Origin of the sequence: Legionella birminghamensis, from assembly GCF_900452515.1 — a bacterium.
Lineage (GTDB): Bacteria > Pseudomonadota > Gammaproteobacteria > Legionellales > Legionellaceae > Legionella_C > Legionella_C birminghamensis.
The window spans coordinates 2748439-2765510 of record NZ_UGNW01000001.1; the positions used below are offsets into that span (position 1 = coordinate 2748439).

Sequence of the window (17072 nt, forward strand, 5' to 3'; positions counted from 1 at the left end):
TATGGCGAACATCGTTATATACAGCACAGGCTATTGCCCTTATTGTGTTAGAGCTAAGCAGCTGCTTGACAGCAAAAAGGTCAATTATCAGGAAATCCGTGTTGATGAAGAGCCGGCAAAGCGTGATGAGATGATTGCCCGCAGTGGACGCAGAACAGTGCCACAGATTTTTATTGACGGACAGCATATCGGCGGCTGTGATGATTTATACACGCTCGAAGACGCTGGTAAATTAGATCAACTTTTACAATAACTAGGAAAAATAATGAACGAAGCAACTACAAATCCATCCAATGAAGCCCAATTTATGATTCAACGTGTTTATATGAAAGACAGTTCTTTTGAAACACCCAACACGCCTGCGGTTTTCCAACAGCAATGGGAACCTGAATTAACTCTTGATCTGAACACAGAAAATACAGAGTTAGAAAAGAATGTCTACGAAGTCGTTCTGACCGTTACTGCAACAGTTAAAAACAAGAACACTACCGCGTTTCTGGCTGAAGTCAAACAAGCGGGTATTTTTACCATCCAGGGCGCCCCTAAAGAACAATTAGGCCATTTATTAGGAAGTTTCTGCCCAAGCATTCTCTTTCCTTATGCAAGAGAAGCAATTACTTCACAAGTTATTCGCGGTAGCTTCCCCCAACTGGTACTGGCACCTATTAACTTCGATGCGCTGTATATGCAGCAACTGGAAGAGCAGAGCAAAGCCAAATCAGATGAAACAGAAACAACTCATTGATAATCAATGAATAATAAACCGATTGCTATACTAGGGGCTGGCTCCTGGGGTACTGCTGTAGCTATCCACATGGCAAAGGCAGGCCGAAAAGTAATGCTGTGGGGACGTGACCCGCAGCATGTTGCTTCCATGAAAACCAGCCGCTGCAATCAACGTTATTTACCGGATGTTAAACTTCCGGACACTCTGGCGCTTACTGACGATTTGCAGGCATGCAGCTCATCAGCTGGCGAAGTAATTATTGCTGTTCCCTCTCATTCTTTTAGCGAAATAATTCAGACTATTGATAAACCTGCAACAGGTATATCCTGGCTAACCAAGGGACTTGACCCTGCCAACAATCAGTTTCTGAGCGATATTATTGCCCATCATTGGGGTGAACATTTTTCAGTTGCTGCCATTTCAGGCCCTTCCTTTGCCAGGGAAGTCGCTCAGGGATTGCCCACTGCCCTTACATTAGCGGGGAATAATACGGTCTACCAGGAATCCATTCGCGAGCTCCTGCACCATCAGAATGTACGCGTCTACCTAAGCAATGATTTAATTGGTGTGCAGTTATGCGGTGCCGTTAAAAATGTTCTGGCCATTGCCTGCGGAATCAGCGATGGGCTGCATTTTGGCGCTAACGCCAAAGCGGCGTTAATTACAAGAGGTTTAACGGAAATGCGCCGTCTTGGCAAGGTATTGGGCGCACGTGATGAAAGCTTTATGGGTCTGGCTGGAGTCGGTGACCTGGTGTTGACCTGCACCGATGACCAGTCTCGAAACCGGCGCTTTGGTCTACATTTAGGCCATGGAATTTCTGCTATTGAAGCAGAAAAACTCATCGGCCAGGTTGTTGAAGGCAAGCATAACGCTGCACAAATCTGCCTCCTGGCTGAGCGTAATAATGTGGAAATGCCAATCTGCGCAGTGGTTAACCGCCTTTTAACCGGCGAACTCAGTCCACAACAAGCGGTTCTCAGTTTAATGAGCCGCTCCGCTCGAGATGAAGAATAAACTCATCTTCCAGAAAATACCCTATACTTAATTGCATTCATTCTTGCCGACAAAATGCAGGTTTCCATAGGCAAACATTTAATTTCATTTCAAAAATAAGGAGATTTAATAATGGACAAAATACGCGCTGGAGAATTTTGCTGGAATGAACTGGCTACTCCTGATGTTAAAGCCGCCAAAGAATTCTATAGCAAATTGCTAGGATGGCAATTTACCGAGCATGACACAGGCGATATGATTTATACCTTTATCAACACTCAGGCAAAAGGCGAAGAAGCCATTGGCGGCATATGGGGGATCCCCAAGGAGCGGAATGAAATCCCCCCTCACTGGATGAGCTATATTGCAGTCGATAATGTTGCGGAAACCCTGAAGCAAGCAACTGACCTGGGAGCAACTGTCAAGATGCCTGTTACCCCTGTGGGCAACATCGGCTTGTTTGCGATTATTGCTGATCCTACTGGTGCGCATATCGCATTTTGGGAATATAAATAATCCACAAGGCAGCTGGGCCCCGCGGTCAAAGCCGCGGAGATTCGTTACACCACCCACGGTGCAATCGTGTATTCCCGCGGCGCAGACCCCTAGCTATCTACACAAATGCAGTCGAATCCCCGCGGCTGCGACCGCAGGGTCCACTTAATCTACCTGGACGCGCCAGGAGCTCTGTAGCTTTCAGTTTGTTCTTCCATAGATAATCCAATCTCATACCTATCACATAACGCTTGTAATTTCTGATTAAATAATTCTGCAGAAATTAAAGAGGAATTAATAAAAAGAGATTTATCCAGGTTTATCTCTCCATTCAATACAGCAGAGGATATAACATCGATTTTATTATCGAAGTCAGCATCCTGTTCGGTAAAGCTTGGTTTTTCATGCGGTTTAAGAAGAGTTCCTAAATTATATTTCATTTCCACTGTAAGATGCAGCGGATTGCTTTGATAATACTTATCGCCTGCATGATGATGATCATTGTAATACTTCGCAGCTAATAAGCTGCTAATCACAATCTTAAACTGTTCCCGCTCATCCAAACTGTCGTTTGCTAATAATTCCAGCCCCCTTCTCAAATACTGCCGGCTATAGCTTTTAAACGGTTTTATCTGTACAAGCATTTCATACATATACGCACAGTTTGTCATACACTGATTTAATATTTGTTTTGCAATATCTATAAAGGGCACTGTGCAATGTGTAGTTTCTGCGTACTGGTCGCTGACCGATTGTAATTTTTGCCAAAATCCCATGAGAAATCCTTTATCAAATTCTTAATTTTTTTTAATTTTGAGGAGATCAATTAATACCAGGAAGGTATATGGTGCCCAGGGCCGGAGTCGAACCGGCACGGGATTTAACTCCCGAGGGATTTTAAGTCCCTTGCGTCTACCTGTTTCGCCACCTGGGCAATTTTGTGGAGGCTGAGGCCGGAATCGAACCGGCGTACACGGCTTTGCAGGCCGCTGCATGACCACTCTGCCACACAGCCCTATATATTTCTGTTGAAAAAAAAGCGACTCATACGTCGCTTTGAATTTGGAGCGGGAAACGAGACTCGAACTCGCGACCCCAACCTTGGCAAGGTTGTGCTCTACCAACTGAGCTATTCCCGCGTCTTTATGTGATGCATTTTACCGAAAATTAGGGTCGTGTCAACACATTGGTTTAACTTTTTTTAGTTAATTCTGGCCATGCAATAGACAAATAAATAACCATTGACCAGATGGTTAAAATAGCAGCCACGTAAAGCAAAACAAAGCCAATTAATCCCCACCAGGACTGGGTTGGGTCGAAGGCTATCAGTAGTACCAGTGCCGCCATTTGCAAGGTTGTTTTTACTTTACCTATGTAGCTGACGGTAACACTGGCTCTGCTTCCCACTTCAGCCATCCATTCACGCAAGGCGGAAATAACGATTTCCCTCCCCACAATCACAATAGCCGGTAAGGTGATGTAATTGACATCTCTTGCGCCAACCAGGAGTAGGAGAGTACAGGCTACCAGCAATTTGTCAGCAACAGGATCGAGAAAAGCGCCGAATGGGGACATTAGTTTCATTTTTCTGGCCACGTAACCATCAAGCCAGTCGGTGAATCCGGCAAGGGCAAAAATGATTGCAGATAATCCGCGCGACCAGGCGAAAGGCAGATAAAAGACAATGATGAAGACTGGAATCAGCATTATTCGAAACAGCGTCAACATATTGGGTAAACTGGTTAGATTGCTCACGACATCAATCCTTTTGCGGCAGTTGAAGAAAATCAGCAACCAGCTTGTAATCATCAAATACAGCCAGCGCACCTGATTGCTCTAGTAGTTCGGGATGCTGGTGATAAAAGTCCACCCCGATTACATCCACCTCTAAACTCTTTGCCATTTCCATATCCGTGGGTGAATCACCAATCATCAGGGTATCCTCCGGGGTAACGCCGAAATCACGCAAAATCTCAACAAGCATTTCCGGATGAGGCTTTGAAGGAAGAACCCCTGCTGATTTGGTCACTGTAAAATACTTTTCCAGGCCGGTGCTTTGTAGCGCCTTATGCAGGCTTTGCTGTCCTTTGTTAGTAGCGATGGCAAGAAACACGCCTTCCTTGCTAAGACGCTGGATTAATTCAAGAACACCAGGAATCAGATAAACTTCGGCATGACGCGCATAAAGTTTGAGCTGAACTGCCTCCAGTAATTGTTCCAGTTGTGGCGGGCTTAAATGAGGAAATACCTTTTTCGTCGCATTAACCAGCCCAAGGCTTACATGCTCCCTTGCAAGTTCCGGATCCATTTCACCCAGATTCAAGCGCCTTGCCTCACTGGCCACATAGTCTATAATCTGACCAAGAGTGTCGCTGATTGTCCCTTCCCAGTCGAAGACGACCAGACGATATCGCTTACTCATGACTACCACACTCCCGTGTACGTAAGAATTTTAATGTTTGGCTGAATTGCTCATCCAATTCCGCCTCAAAACAAAGTTTTTTGTCCTTCAGATTAAATTGAATTGACCGCGCATGCAAATATAGCCGAGAACGATCACGAATAAAATCATAAGATAAACGCGCACCGCCATACTTTTCATCGCCGGCAATGGGGTGCTTGAGATACGCACTGTGCACCCGTATTTGATGCGTACGGCCTGTTCTGGGAGATGCTTCCACCCAGCAGGCATCCGCATAATTCTCCAGCAGCCTAAATTCAGTCTGCGAAGGTTTTCCTTCAGGATGAACAATGACCACGCGCTCACCAGAGTGCAGAATATTTTTTTTCAGTGGTTGATCAACCAGAATTTTTCGATTATCCGTCCAGGTATTATGCAGCAGTGCCCAGTAAATCTTTTTTACTTCCCTGCTCTCCAGCTGTGCCTGGATCAATCTTAAAGCACTTCTTTTTTTAGCCAGTAACAGGCAACCCGAAGTGTCCCTGTCCAGGCGGTGCACCAGTTCCAGATAATGCAAATCAGTCCGGATTTTGCGAAGCGCCTCAATGACCCCAAGGCTTAAACCACTTCCGCCATGCACTGCTATACCTGCCGGTTTGTTAATTACCAGCAATTCATTATCTTCATAAATAATGCTTTTTTTCAGCAGCTGCTCAAGCCTGTCGCCTACAAAATGCTCCTTCTCCTGGCTGGTTCGTACCGGGGGAATGCGCAGTATATCTCCTTCCATTAGCCGGCTTGCTGCCTGGGCCCTTTTTTTATTGATGCGTACCTCACCGGAACGAATGATGCGGTAAATATGGCTCTTGGGAACCCCTTTCAATACCCTCATTAGATAATTGTCCAGACGCTGCCCTTCTTCATTGGCAGTTACTTCCAGATAGCGTACATCATTCATTCTTGATTAACCTATTTGCTGTGGCAGTTTTTTTTGCTAAAATACTAAATGTCGGAAAATTTATTCCGGCGACCGAATTATAACGTATAATGACTAAAAAGTTTAATTGCCGATAAAAATCGGCACACTTACGATAATAAAATGCGCTTCCCTTAGGTTAATGATATGAAGGAAGTAAGCCCGGTATTAAGAGTCATAAAAAGAGAACTCACCGGATACCTGCGCATGTCAGACATGTGTGTAGATGTGAATGACTTAATTGAATAGAGTCAAAGGTAAATTACACTATTTCTAAAGTAAAACACCTGCTCTGCGTAAATAGTCCCTTAGATACACTGAACATGGAACATGCACCGTCGATTTGATGGTAACTTGCGTATGGTCTGAATTTAGTAATATTGGGAAATGCTTAATGAATTTTTTGTTTGGATAATAAGCGGTTAATCCGGGATCTGATAATTTGATAAAGTGGCTTCTGGTTACAATTCAATTGCGGTAATCCCTGTACAGTACTGTCCTGCGAGTTAAACGTATGCTTACTCATTTACTGTACTTTGCCTGTAGCTGAAGGCTATAACGTTTTAACAAACAATAAAATATCCTGCACTGTCTTCTGGCTTAAGTGTTGCGCCCTCAACGGGGTGTGTGATGGAGAAAATGTTAATAAATGCGACTCAATCTGAAGAAGTTCGAGTTGCGCTGATAAAAGATAACTATCTGTTTGATTTGGACATTGATTGTCCAACTGAAGTAAAAAAGAAAGGAAATATTTACAAGGCTGTTGTAACCCGCCGCGAACCCAGTCTTGACGCTGTCTTTGTAGAATACGGCGCGAAACGACAAGGATTCCTGCCTTTAAAAGAAATTGCTCCCGAGTATCTGAGTAAAAATCCTGATGAGTTTGGCGACGATCGCCCGCCCATTACTTCATTGATTCGTGAAAATCAGGAATTACTGGTCCAGGTTGACAAAGAAGAACGCGGCGGCAAGGGTGCAGCGCTTACAACCTTCATTACACTGGCAGGCTGCTACCTGGTTTTAATGCCCAATAATCCAAACTCAGGGGGTATTTCCCGTCGAATTGAGGGCGATGATCGTGATGAATTGAAAGAAACGCTCAATGCCCTGGAATTACCTGAAGGAATGGGCCTGATTATTCGCACCGCAGGCGTTGGCAAAGGCCAGGATGAATTACAGGCTGACCTCGATATGCTATGCAATCAATGGCAGGCTATTCGTAATGCATACACTAATCAATTAGCCCCCTGCCTCATCCATCAGGAAGGCGATGTAATCATTCGTTCGATTCGCGATAATCTGAGGAAGTCGATTTCTGAAATCATTATTGATGATCAGATTTCCTATGTTAAAGCCAAACAATACATTGAACAGGTTAAACCTGACTTTTTGCCCAATGTTAAATTGTACAATAACAACATTCCCCTGTTTAATTTTTATCAAATTGAAAGCCAGATTGAAACCGCTTATCAGCGCGAAGTAGCCCTGCCCTCTGGCGGCGCACTGGTTATCGACCGCACTGAAGCCCTGGTCTCCATTGACGTTAACTCAGCCAAGGCAACCAGTGGTGCTGATATTGAAACCACAGCGCTTAATACCAATCTTGAAGCTGCCAATGAAATTGCACGGCAATTACGCTTGCGCGACCTGGGTGGATTGGTAGTCATCGATTTCATTGACATGAATTCCAGTAAAAATCAGCGTGATGTGGAGAACGAATTAAAAGAAGCGTTAAAAACTGACCGCGCAAGAATTCAGGTTGGCCGCATTTCCCGCTTTGGTTTACTGGAAATGTCTCGCCAGCGCTTACGCCTCTCTCTCGGCGAAACCGCTCAGGAAGTCTGCCCGCGCTGCGAAGGACGTGGAACTGTCAGAAATATTCAGTCGCATGGCCTGTCTATTGTTCGTCTTATCGAAGAAGAAGCATTGAAGGATAAAACCGCTGAAGTACATGTTCAGGTTCCAGTTGAAATGGCGACCTTTATCATTAACGAGAAGCGCGAATTTATCCTGCATATTGAGAAACGTCATGGGGTCAAGATTATTGTCATTGCTAACCCTTACATGCAAACCCCTCAATACAGCATTACCCGCCTGAAAGAAGATAATGTAGGCAAGAATAAAAAACCCAGTTATACAATGATTCAACAACCTGAGTTAACGATTATTCGTGACGAGCAGGATGCTGTAAGAGACGAACCAGCAGTGAAGACCTTTGCTGTAGCAACTGGCTCAAAAGCGCCGCAAACCAGCTTTATTAAACGTTTGTGGACCAGTCTTTTTGGTGGTGCTGATGAAACTGCAAAACAACCTGCTGCCAAACCAGAGCAAAAGCAGCCCCGTAGTCAGAATCAGCGGCAAGCAAGCACCAGGACTGGCGGCGAAAAACGCCAGGGTGGTTCTCCTTCTCGAAGAAGACGCCCATCAGGTAATCAGCAACGACAGACTCCAGGCGGAAATATGCAGCGCAAAAAAAGCGGTAATCAGCAGCAGCAACAATCCGGCGCACGAGTTGTTCCTTTAAAAACCGATATGAATCAGGGAAAGAGAAAGGATAACAAGGAACAGCAAACAGCTAATCGAGAACATAGCGACAATTAACAGTCAGACCCAAGCCCTCTTAACTCACTCCTTTATGAACTAAAAGGGCTTGGGGAATTTACCTGGGGAATTAATTCCTCAAACCTATTCCAAAGAACTTCTGTTTTCGTTTGAGGGACAAAAAAACGGCCACGATTTGATTTTATTTGTGCATCACAACCTATACACTTGAGAAAACTGTCAATTAAGCCCCGGATGCCACCTCGAAATACTTGCAAGTGTTGTTTAACTTCAGCATTCCTAGCCTCTCGCAGAACATTAAAGCAAGCCGCCTCAAAGGACTCTTGCAATTCCGGAGTTAATATTCCTCCTTCATATTCCTCTTTTGCAGCCTTCAACTCATCTCTTACCTTACGAACCAGCATCTTATCTTTATAGTTTTTCTTATTAAAATAATCAATTTTAGAAGATAACGCAGTAATAAGCTTCTCAGTTTGGTATAAGTAATGTTTGCGTTTTTCAAATAGTGCGACAGCACCCTTTATGCCTAATAGTTCAATATCCAGTGAAATGTGAATTTCTTTCAAGTTTTGCTTAGATTTCATAAAAGCAGGATGACAGATAAAATCTGTCAGCATTTCCGTATTAGCATCTAAAGCCGCCAGTTCAAAGGGATTATAACTTAATAGTATGGGTCTGCAACGAGCATCCAAGAGTTCAGAAGCATACTTTGAATTGAGTAACGCCCTGACAATTCTATTGTTTTTACTCATTACAGCGAGGTGTAGCGCATTACATCTGGACCGATCTTGTGTGCTTGCAACTATAGTCTGTTTTTGACAATGTTTACTAAGTAAAATTGCTTCAGTCATCTCCTCGCTATTTTTTGAAATAGCAGCACACAAAGCAGGATAGCCTTGGCTATTGACTGCGCTCAGCAATGCTTCAGTGCAATGTTTGCTGTTTACCAAAGCGCTTACAATTTCCGAACTACCCGTTTCAATTGCCAAGTGCAGGGAAGTGCTATTGAATTTTACACAACGCTCAAGTAACACCTCTGCAGTACAAGCATCATCTTCAAGCAACGATTGAAGAGTATGAAGCTGTTTGTCTTCAATGGCTTGTCGAATTTGGAAACCGATAAATGTTAATTCATTGGACATATTTTATTTACTCCCATCTTTCAACAATAATAACACAATTAATGCCATGCGCTCAACAATTAATCCATTAGTACATTTTGCTCTCATTACGGATTTTAAAAAAGTGTAGGTTAAGAGTCGAACGGGTCGAATATGCTTCTCTAGAGGTTCGTTATTCGCTTGTAAATTTTGTCGTAGCCTATGCCCGGGAAAAATCAAAGCTTAAAACACCTGCTATATCAGTCTGCTGTAACGCCAACATCACCATACGATCCACCCCCAGGGCAACTCCGCTACAAGCAGGCAAACCATGCTCCAATGCAGCAAGAAAGTAAGGGTCAATGGGAGGAAGTTCCAAGCCTAAGGCTTTCCGCTTCGCTATATCCTGTTCAAAGCGATTCCTCTGCTTTTCCACGTCCAGGAGCTCATGAAAACCGTTCGCTAATTCCATACCGCCATAATAAAATTCAAAACGTTGTGCACGGTCATTATTGACTTGGGCTAAGGCCGCCTGGGAGACAGGAAAATCATAGACAACCACTGGAGCTGTCGAGCTTGCCAGGCTAGGTTCAACGATATGGCTCATTAATAAAAACAAATATTGATCCGCATCCTTTTCATCGGCCGCCAAGACGTACTCCAGGCTGAATCGCTCAAGACAAGCCCTGTAGTCCGCAATGGTTGCAGTAAACGGATCAAGGGCACACACCTCCATAAATAGCTGCTGATAGGTTTTACGGATTGCCGGCGGACAGCCTAAAATCACTTGCAATAATTCATCAACTTCCTGAATTAATGCATGGTGGTCAATATCAAGCTGATACCATTCCAGCATGGTGAACTCAGGATTGTGGTAACGTCCGAATTCATCATCCCGATAGGCTTTGGCCATTTGGAAAATAGGCCCGCTGCCTGCTGCCAGGAGCCGTTTCATGTGGTACTCAGGAGAAGTCTGCAGGTAATAGGTTTCATTGCGGAATATGGCTTTGATATTACTTAAATAGACATCAGTAATGCCGCAACTAGCCATGGCAGGCGTCTCTACCTCCAGATAGCCGCGTTGATTGAAGAACGCTCTGATTTGATTGAGAATGGCTGCACGTTGCCGAAGAAGATTAATGGAAGTAGAGGGTCGCCATGAATTTTGGAAAGACATTTATTCACCTTTATGCTTGAGTTTATCTTGTGATCTGTAATGAAATCATTTGAATTACCAGACGATCTTAGCCTCCGGGACGAAAGCGGACGCTTTCTTCGCTCAAATAACAGCTTCTGGCTTATTGTCTACAAACCGCTAAGCCCCTACGCACCGCCAAGCCCCTACGTTACCGCTAAGCCCCTACGTACCGCCAAGCCCCTACGTTACCGCCAAGCCCCTACGTTACCGCCAAGCCCCTACGTACCGCGCTTTATGCGCGGTAACCATAAACAGGATGGTGTATTTGTAATACTTTTTATCCATAGAAGCCCTGTATGGATACCGCGCATAAAGCGCGGTACGTAGGCACTGGTAAGATGATTAAATTTTGTGACCATCCCTCAGGCATAAAGCGCGGTACGTAGGAGAGGGTATTATTCACAATGAGGAGGATTAATATTCACCCATTAATAAAATATTCCCAGCTCTAATCTGGCGGCCTCGGTCATTCGCTCCTGGGTCCAGGGGGGATCCCAGACCAGTTCAACTGTGCAATCGCTAATTCCTTCCACCCGATTCACCGCTTGCTCTACGGTTCCAGGAAAAGTCTGCGCCACAGGGCAACCGGGAGTAGTCAGGGTCATTTTAACGTGGGCATGATGCTCATCATCAATTTCAATGTCATATATTAAACCCAAATCGTAAATATTGACTGGAATTTCCGGATCAAATACGGTTTTCAACTCGCTGATAACCAGCTCTTTGAGTTGCTCCTGCTCCGGTTTCTTTTTAAATCCGAACATCGTCTACTCCGTACTAACCGTTGCCTTCGTTTTCTTTAAAGCAGCCTCCAAAGTATGCCATGCCAGAGTGGCGCATTTGACTCGCGCTGGGAAAGCCCGAACGCCAGCTAAAACAGCTAATTTATCAAGGGCCGCCCATTCATTGGATTCATCACTAGTCACCATAGTATGGAAACGCTCGAATAATTGGTGCGCTTCGTCAACAGACTTGCCTTTTAACGCTTCTGTCATTAAAGAGGCAGAAGCCTGGGAAATGGCGCAGCCGCAACCCACGAAGCTTAAAGCCTCCACTACCTCATTTTCAATTTTGACATAGAGCGTTAATTTGTCTCCGCATAATGGATTGAATCCGTTTGCCTGGGCAGTTGCTTCTGTCATTGCATAATGGTTACGAGGGTTACGGTTATGATCAATAATAATTTCCTGATATAACTCTCTTAAATCTGTATTCATGCAAAAACCTCTTTTACCTTCTTCAAGGCATGAATGCAGCGATCTATTTCTTCAATGGTATTATAGAAAGACAGGGAAATGCGGGTAGTAGCCGCAATATTAAAAAACTCCATTAACGGCATGGCGCAATGATGACCGCTGCGAACCGCAATGCCTTCGCTGTCAAGAATAGTACCGATGTCATGTGAATGTATTTTGCCGTGGACAAAGGAAATAATCGGCACCTTGTGTCTGGCAGTACCTACAATATTAAAGCCCTTGAGCGCTTTAATTTCCTGGGTTGCATAGTTAAGTAAATAGTTTTCATAGGCAGCAACGGCGTCCATATCAAGTGACCAGAGGTAATCAATGGTCGCCCCTAATCCAATTGCCCCGGCAATATCGGGTGTTCCTGCCTCAAACTTATGCGGCAATTGGGCATAATCGCTGGATTCAAATGATACATAATTGATCATTTCACCGCCGCCCTGATAGGGTCCCATGTCATCAAGTAAATGCTCTTTTCCCCATAATACGCCTATACCCGTTGGTCCATACATTTTATGGCCGGAAAAAGCATAGAAGTCACAATTTAAATCCTGTACATCGATCGGCAAGTGGGCGGAAGCCTGTGCACCGTCCAGCAACACCAAGGCCCCTTTAGCATGGGCCATTTCAATCATTTTTTTGACCGGGTTAATCGTACCCAAGGCATTGGAAGCATAATTGATAGCAACAAATTTGGTGTTATCTGTTAACAATCGTTCATATTCGTCCAGCAGCACTTCCCCATCATAGGAAATTGGGGCAACCGTTAATTGGGCACCGGTTTTTTTACACACCATCTGCCAGGGAACAATATTGGAATGATGCTCCATATGGGTAACAAGGATTTCTTCGCCGGGCATAATTCGCGGCGCCACAAAACTTTGTGCCACCAGATTAATTGCCTCTGTTGTTCCGCGCACAAATATACATTCCCGTAAACTTTTGGCATGTATGAAACGCTGTACCTTTCCACGGGCGATTTCATACTGCTGGGTAGCTCTGGCGCTAAGTGCATGAACACCGCGATGCACATTGGCATTATCATTCATATAATAATGGCTAATCGCCTCAATAACCGCTTTAGGTTTCTGTGTGGTTGCTGCGTTATCAAGATAAATCAGAGGATGTTCATTAACGGTCTGATCCAGAATCGGAAAATCACTGCGAATTTTGGCAATATTAAAGCTGTCAATCAGAGCGTTTGCATCAGGCATAATGTTCCTCCAATTGCTGATTAATTAAATTAGCAATCCATTCAGCAGCCGGTCGATAATCAATCAAGCGAAGATTTTCGGCAGCAAAAGCCTGAATCAGATAACGGCTGGCCTCCTGTCGACCAATGCCGCGGGTAGCCAGATAAAATAGAGCGTCCTCATCCAACTGTCCGACAGTGGCTCCATGGGAGCAAATCACATCATCGGCAAAAATTTCCAGTTGCGGTTTGGTGTTCACTTCGGACTGGCCGCTGAGTAATAAATTTTTATTTTGCTGCTGCGCCTCAGTATGCTGAGCACCGGGTGCAACGATAACTTTGCCGTTAAACACCGCACGCGACTTTCCAGCCATGATACCTTTGTAATCCTGGGCACTGCGGCATTCAGGCACCCGGTGGTTCACCACAGTATGATGGTCAATATGCTGGCTATCTGCAGGGGCATAAATACCATTCATCAGGCATTCAGCTTTGCTTTCCTGCAGGGCGATATTGATATCGCTGCGCACTAATCGTCCGCCAAGGCTTAGCGAATGGCTTTTCAAGCGGCTGGCATAGGCCTGTTGTACCGTTAACTGGCCGATGTGAAAGGCCTTTTTGCTTTCCTGCTGGATTTTATAATGAGTCAGTTCTGCCTGTTCCGCTAAATAGACTTCAGTCATCTGGTTGCTTAAATAAACGCAGTCTTTCTTGCCTTGCCAGGATTCGACAATGGCTGCCGAAGCATTCTTTTCCAAAATAATAAGAGTACGGGAATGGACTGCCAATTCAGCCAGATCCTGCCAGTAGTTTATGACCAGGGGCTCCTCAAGTTTCAAATCAGCGGGGATATAGATAAACAAACCGCTATTTAAATTAGCCGCATTCAAGGCCTGAAAACCATGGTCATAACGAGTTTGCTGTAAATAGGCACTAACACGTTCCGGTTGCTCTTGCGCAATGGTCAGCAGCGATTCAACGATAACGCCCTGCTTGCGTAATTCATTAACTGCTTCCGAGCTGTAGAATGAACCATTGTTCAAACCACAATGTATACCAAATTCTGGCGTAGCAGGACCTGATATCCCAGAGTCAGCAGGGAGCTCAGAGTGAAACTCATACTGAAGCAGCGGGTCAACGAGCGTATATTTCCACTCTTCATGATGTCGGGTGGGAAATCCCAGACGTCTGAAGGCCTGCAAAGCATTCCGCTGAATCTCGGCAAGACCAGGCAGTGGAGCAGGCTTATTTTTAATCTGTGACTGGTAAAACTCAAGTATTGCGCTCATGCCTATACCGTCTCCTCGAGCCAGCTATAGCCCTTCTTCTCCAATTCCAGTGCCAGGTTTTTATCGCCGGACTTGATGATACGCCCATTGGCCAGAACATGGATAAAGTCAGGCTCGATATAATCGAGCAGGCGTTGATAGTGAGTAACCAGAATAATGGCTCTTTCCGGTGAGCGCATGGCATTAACGCCCTGGGAAATAATGCGTAATGCATCAATATCCAGGCCAGAGTCTGTTTCATCCAGAATGGCGAGTTTGGGCTCTAATGCCGCCATTTGTAAAATCTCATTGCGCTTTTTTTCACCGCCTGAAAATCCTTCATTTATACTGCGGTAGAGAAAACTTTCATCCATATCCAGCAGCTGGCATTTTTCGCGAATAAAACTGAGGAAATCGATTGCATCCAGGGTTGGTTTACCCTGGCCTTTTCTCACGGCATTAACCGATGCTTTTAGAAAATTAATATTCGTGACGCCAGGGATTTCTACCGGATACTGGAAAGACATAAAAATACCGGATTGGGCTCGTTGTTCAGGTGACAACGGCAAGAGATCAAGCCCTGAGTAACTCACATCACCGTCAGTCACGGTATAAGCAGGATGACCCGCCAATACCTTGGATAAAGTACTCTTTCCTGAGCCATTCGGGCCCATGATCGCGTGTACTTCTCCGGCTTTAACCTGCAAATCAATCCCTTTTAAAATAGGTTGAGAATTGATGGCTACATTAAGATTTCTAATTTCTAACATATTAACCTACTGCCCCTTCCAGACTAATACCTAATAATTTGGTCGCTTCAACCGCAAATTCCATAGGTAGTTCTTTTAAAACCTGTTTACAGAAACCATTAACGATCATTGATACGGCATCTTCCGTTTCAATCCCTCGTTGCTGGCAATAAAATAATTGTTCCTCAGAAATTTTTGAGGTGGTTGCCTCATGCTCAATATGAGCAGTGGGGTTTTTAACTTCGATATAGGGAAACGTATGGGCTGAACAATTGCTGCCCATTAACATCGAATCACATTGGGTGAAATTTCTTGCATTGGTGGCGGTTGGGGCGATGCGCACCAAACCACGATAAGCATTATGCGCATGCCCGGCACTGATACCCTTGGCAATAATTGTCGAACGGGTATTCTTGCCTAAATGAATCATTTTGGTGCCAGTATCTGCCTGTTGAAAATTATTCGTCAGGGCTACCGAATAAAATTCACCGACTGAATCATCACCCTGGAGAATAACACTGGGATATTTCCAGGTAATCGCCGAACCCGTTTCAATCTGGGTCCAGGAGATTTTTGACTGCTTGCCGCGGCAAGCGCCTCGTTTTGTTACAAAATTATAAATGCCGCCCTTTCCTTCTTTGTCTCCCGGATACCAGTTTTGTACAGTGGAGTACTTGATTTGGGCACCGTCTAAGGCAACCAGCTCTACTACGGCAGCATGCAGCTGGTTTTCATCGCGCATAGGCGCGGTACAACCTTCAAGATAGGAAACATAACTGTGATCATCAGCGATAATCAAAGTACGCTCAAATTGCCCCGTGGAGGCCGCATTAATACGGAAATAAGTGGACAATTCCATAGGGCAGCGGACACCCTTGGGAATATAGACAAAGGAACCGTCACTAAAAACAGCTGAGTTAAGCGCTGCATAAAAGTTATCGCGATACGAAACAACCGAACCCAGATATTGTTTTACCAGTTCCGGGTAAAGATGGACTGCTTCTGAAAGCGGGCAAAAAATCACACCCACTTCAGCCAGTTTGGCTTTAAAAGTAGTGGCGACAGAAACACTGTCAAATACTGCATCGACCGCAACACCGGCAAGCATTTCCTGCTCACGCAATGGAATCCCCAGTTTTTCATAGGTACGCAGTAATTCTGGATCAACTTCATCCAGGCTTTTGGGCGCATCTTTTTGGGATTTTGGTGCGGAATAATAGGAAATGTTCTGGTAATCAATTGGCGGGTAATGAACACTTGACCATTCAGGATGCGTCATGGTTTTCCAATGGGCAAAGGCTTTCAAACGCCAGTCGAGCAGAAACTGCGGTTCATTCTTAATGGCAGACAATCGGCGGATAACGTCCTCGTTTAACCCGGGTTCAAACGTTTCTACTTCAATGTCGGTCACAAAACCATGCTGATATTCCCTTTCCAAAAGGGCTGTAATTTGTTCATTGCTTTTAGCCACGACTTACTCCACTCGCTAACTGCTTGATGCGGTCAATTTCAATACTTTGCAATGTTGGCTTGGCCAGAACCTCCAGGCTTACGCTGTCCAAAGCAGCTTCAATCGCCTGGCTAATCAAACGCCAGTTTCCCTGAATGTGACAAAAACCCTGCAAAGAACATTCATTAGGTTGCAAACTGCATTCAATTAAGCCGCGCTGTTCTTCCAGCGCATAAATAATCTGTGCCACTGAAATCTCATTGGCCGGACGCTGCAGCCGATAACCGCCGCTAACCCCGCGTACAGAAATTAGCAAGCCCGCTGCCGTCAATCGTTTTAATAATTTACTGACCGTTGGAATGCTCAGATGAGTATGCTGGGCTATATCCCGGGCATTACAAAGATGCTCAGGCGATTTCGCCAGATGCACCATTACTACTGTCCCATAATCGGCCAATTTGCTGATGCGCAGCATAGCACCCCCACATCAAATAATCTAGTACTAAATCAGTCTGATATATTACTTATCATTAAGTATAACATGAACCTGATAATATAGTACCAATTCAGTTCTATTTGCAAAACAGTGGCGTATTTTAACGAAAACTCGTATAACCCACAATAAGCCCGGCGATTTGCTTTCTCTGAGGTTTTTCACAGCACTGAAACAACAAAGAACACACTGCGCGTTTGACAGACAATTTATTCGCGATA

18 protein-coding genes and 3 tRNA genes are annotated in these 17072 nt (G+C 44.7%); 5 read left to right on the top strand and 16 right to left on the bottom strand.

The genetic code is table 11. The features are described 5' to 3' along the window. The first annotated feature begins 1 nt into the window (after position 1). The 4 genes from grxC (at position 2) to DYH42_RS11645 (ending at position 2239) form a co-directional block, all read left to right on the top strand. Positions 2 to 253, top strand: a complete 252-nt coding sequence (gene grxC / locus DYH42_RS11630) for a glutaredoxin 3 (RefSeq protein ID WP_058523007.1) — start codon at positions 2 to 4, stop codon at positions 251 to 253. Between the two features lie 12 nt (positions 254 to 265). After that, positions 266 to 745 (top strand): protein-export chaperone SecB, encoded by a 480-nt coding sequence (gene secB / locus DYH42_RS11635; protein ID WP_058523006.1) that lies wholly within the window; start codon positions 266 to 268, stop codon positions 743 to 745. Between the two features lie 6 nt (positions 746 to 751). Further along, positions 752 to 1744, top strand: a complete 993-nt coding sequence (locus tag DYH42_RS11640; RefSeq protein WP_058523005.1) for an NAD(P)H-dependent glycerol-3-phosphate dehydrogenase — start codon at positions 752 to 754, stop codon at positions 1742 to 1744. 111 nt (positions 1745 to 1855) lie between these two features. Next, the gene (locus DYH42_RS11645; protein ID WP_058523004.1) at positions 1856 to 2239 is read left to right on the top strand and encodes a VOC family protein; all 384 of its coding nucleotides are present in this window, start codon (positions 1856 to 1858) and stop codon (positions 2237 to 2239) included. A 149-nt stretch (positions 2240 to 2388) separates the two neighbouring features. On the opposite strand, the gene DYH42_RS11650 is transcribed toward DYH42_RS11645, so the two are convergent. The 7 genes from DYH42_RS11650 to DYH42_RS11680 all read right to left on the bottom strand — a co-directional run bounded on the left by DYH42_RS11650 (position 2389) and on the right by DYH42_RS11680 (position 5577). Beyond that, entirely contained in the window at positions 2389 to 2994 is a 606-nt protein-coding gene (locus DYH42_RS11650; protein WP_058523003.1) for a hypothetical protein, read from the bottom strand. A gap of 69 nt (positions 2995 to 3063) precedes the next feature. After that, positions 3064 to 3152 (bottom strand) — tRNA-Leu (locus DYH42_RS11655). Positions 3153 to 3159: 7 nt separating this feature from the next. Then, positions 3160 to 3233: transfer RNA gene (locus tag DYH42_RS11660), tRNA-Cys, on the bottom strand. 48 nt (positions 3234 to 3281) lie between these two features. After that, positions 3282 to 3357 (bottom strand) — tRNA-Gly (locus DYH42_RS11665). A 52-nt stretch (positions 3358 to 3409) separates the two neighbouring features. After that, complete coding sequence (gene pgsA, locus DYH42_RS11670; protein ID WP_058523002.1) at positions 3410 to 3973, bottom strand: CDP-diacylglycerol--glycerol-3-phosphate 3-phosphatidyltransferase; 564 nt, start codon at positions 3971 to 3973, stop codon at positions 3410 to 3412. 4 nt (positions 3974 to 3977) lie between these two features. Continuing rightward, on the bottom strand, positions 3978 to 4640 hold the full coding sequence (locus tag DYH42_RS11675) for an HAD family hydrolase (RefSeq protein ID WP_058523001.1): 663 nt from the start codon (positions 4638 to 4640) through the stop codon (positions 3978 to 3980). Beyond that, entirely contained in the window at positions 4633 to 5577 is a 945-nt protein-coding gene (locus tag DYH42_RS11680) for an RluA family pseudouridine synthase (protein WP_058523000.1), read from the bottom strand. The genes DYH42_RS11675 and DYH42_RS11680 overlap by 8 nt, the downstream gene beginning before the upstream one ends. A gap of 648 nt (positions 5578 to 6225) precedes the next feature. On the opposite strand from DYH42_RS11680, the gene DYH42_RS11685 reads away from it, so the two are divergent. Next, positions 6226 to 8196: an Rne/Rng family ribonuclease gene (locus DYH42_RS11685; protein ID WP_083503079.1), complete on the top strand. Its 1971-nt coding sequence runs from the start codon at positions 6226 to 6228 to the stop codon at positions 8194 to 8196. A 32-nt stretch (positions 8197 to 8228) separates the two neighbouring features. Here the strand turns inward: DYH42_RS11685 and DYH42_RS11690 are convergent, their stop codons facing one another. The 9 genes from DYH42_RS11690 to DYH42_RS11730 form a co-directional block, all read right to left on the bottom strand. Continuing rightward, entirely contained in the window at positions 8229 to 9299 is a 1071-nt protein-coding gene (locus tag DYH42_RS11690; protein WP_058522998.1) for an ankyrin repeat domain-containing protein, read from the bottom strand. A 178-nt stretch (positions 9300 to 9477) separates the two neighbouring features. After that, complete coding sequence (epmA, locus tag DYH42_RS11695; RefSeq protein WP_058522997.1) at positions 9478 to 10434, bottom strand: elongation factor P--(R)-beta-lysine ligase; 957 nt, start codon at positions 10432 to 10434, stop codon at positions 9478 to 9480. Positions 10435 to 10883: 449 nt separating this feature from the next. Further along, positions 10884 to 11219 carry an SUF system Fe-S cluster assembly protein gene (locus DYH42_RS11700; RefSeq protein ID WP_058507730.1) on the bottom strand — a complete coding sequence of 112 codons (336 nt, stop codon included), beginning with the start codon at positions 11217 to 11219 and terminating at the stop codon, positions 10884 to 10886. Positions 11220 to 11222: 3 nt separating this feature from the next. Then, entirely contained in the window at positions 11223 to 11672 is a 450-nt protein-coding gene (gene sufU / locus DYH42_RS11705; protein WP_058522996.1) for a Fe-S cluster assembly sulfur transfer protein SufU, read from the bottom strand. Then, the gene (locus tag DYH42_RS11710) at positions 11669 to 12913 is read right to left on the bottom strand and encodes a cysteine desulfurase (protein ID WP_058522995.1); all 1245 of its coding nucleotides are present in this window, start codon (positions 12911 to 12913) and stop codon (positions 11669 to 11671) included. The genes sufU and DYH42_RS11710 overlap by 4 nt, the downstream gene beginning before the upstream one ends. Further along, positions 12906 to 14180 (bottom strand): Fe-S cluster assembly protein SufD, encoded by a 1275-nt coding sequence (gene sufD / locus DYH42_RS11715; RefSeq protein WP_058522994.1) that lies wholly within the window; start codon positions 14178 to 14180, stop codon positions 12906 to 12908. Before sufD ends, DYH42_RS11710 begins: the two co-directional genes overlap by 8 nt. Positions 14181 to 14182: 2 nt before the next feature. Then, the gene (gene sufC / locus DYH42_RS11720) at positions 14183 to 14929 is read right to left on the bottom strand and encodes a Fe-S cluster assembly ATPase SufC (RefSeq protein WP_058522993.1); all 747 of its coding nucleotides are present in this window, start codon (positions 14927 to 14929) and stop codon (positions 14183 to 14185) included. 1 nt (position 14930) lies between these two features. Next, entirely contained in the window at positions 14931 to 16379 is a 1449-nt protein-coding gene (gene sufB / locus DYH42_RS11725; protein ID WP_058522992.1) for a Fe-S cluster assembly protein SufB, read from the bottom strand. Further along, complete coding sequence (locus DYH42_RS11730; RefSeq protein WP_058522991.1) at positions 16372 to 16833, bottom strand: SUF system Fe-S cluster assembly regulator; 462 nt, start codon at positions 16831 to 16833, stop codon at positions 16372 to 16374. The genes sufB and DYH42_RS11730 overlap by 8 nt, the downstream gene beginning before the upstream one ends. Positions 16834 to 17072: the final 239 nt, after the last annotated feature.

What these genes read in the sequence shown, in the direction of transcription:
- grxC (WP_058523007.1), top strand. Translation starts at nt 2, where the DNA reads ATGGCGAACATCGTTATATACAGCACAGGCTATTGCCCTTATTGTGTT.
- secB (WP_058523006.1), top strand. Translation starts at nt 266, where the DNA reads ATGAACGAAGCAACTACAAATCCATCCAATGAAGCCCAATTTATGATT.
- DYH42_RS11640 (WP_058523005.1), top strand. Translation starts at nt 752, where the DNA reads ATGAATAATAAACCGATTGCTATACTAGGGGCTGGCTCCTGGGGTACT.
- DYH42_RS11645 (WP_058523004.1), top strand. Translation starts at nt 1,856, where the DNA reads ATGGACAAAATACGCGCTGGAGAATTTTGCTGGAATGAACTGGCTACT.
- DYH42_RS11650 (WP_058523003.1), bottom strand. Translation starts at nt 2,994, where the DNA reads ATGGGATTTTGGCAAAAATTACAATCGGTCAGCGACCAGTACGCAGAA.
- DYH42_RS11675 (WP_058523001.1), bottom strand. Translation starts at nt 4,640, where the DNA reads ATGAGTAAGCGATATCGTCTGGTCGTCTTCGACTGGGAAGGGACAATC.
- DYH42_RS11680 (WP_058523000.1), bottom strand. Translation starts at nt 5,577, where the DNA reads ATGAATGATGTACGCTATCTGGAAGTAACTGCCAATGAAGAAGGGCAG.
- DYH42_RS11685 (WP_083503079.1), top strand. Translation starts at nt 6,226, where the DNA reads ATGGAGAAAATGTTAATAAATGCGACTCAATCTGAAGAAGTTCGAGTT.
- DYH42_RS11690 (WP_058522998.1), bottom strand. Translation starts at nt 9,299, where the DNA reads ATGTCCAATGAATTAACATTTATCGGTTTCCAAATTCGACAAGCCATT.
- epmA (WP_058522997.1), bottom strand. Translation starts at nt 10,434, where the DNA reads ATGTCTTTCCAAAATTCATGGCGACCCTCTACTTCCATTAATCTTCTT.
- DYH42_RS11700 (WP_058507730.1), bottom strand. Translation starts at nt 11,219, where the DNA reads ATGTTCGGATTTAAAAAGAAACCGGAGCAGGAGCAACTCAAAGAGCTG.
- sufU (WP_058522996.1), bottom strand. Translation starts at nt 11,672, where the DNA reads ATGAATACAGATTTAAGAGAGTTATATCAGGAAATTATTATTGATCAT.
- DYH42_RS11710 (WP_058522995.1), bottom strand. Translation starts at nt 12,913, where the DNA reads ATGCCTGATGCAAACGCTCTGATTGACAGCTTTAATATTGCCAAAATT.
- sufD (WP_058522994.1), bottom strand. Translation starts at nt 14,180, where the DNA reads ATGAGCGCAATACTTGAGTTTTACCAGTCACAGATTAAAAATAAGCCT.
- sufC (WP_058522993.1), bottom strand. Translation starts at nt 14,929, where the DNA reads ATGTTAGAAATTAGAAATCTTAATGTAGCCATCAATTCTCAACCTATT.
- DYH42_RS11730 (WP_058522991.1), bottom strand. Translation starts at nt 16,833, where the DNA reads ATGCTGCGCATCAGCAAATTGGCCGATTATGGGACAGTAGTAATGGTG.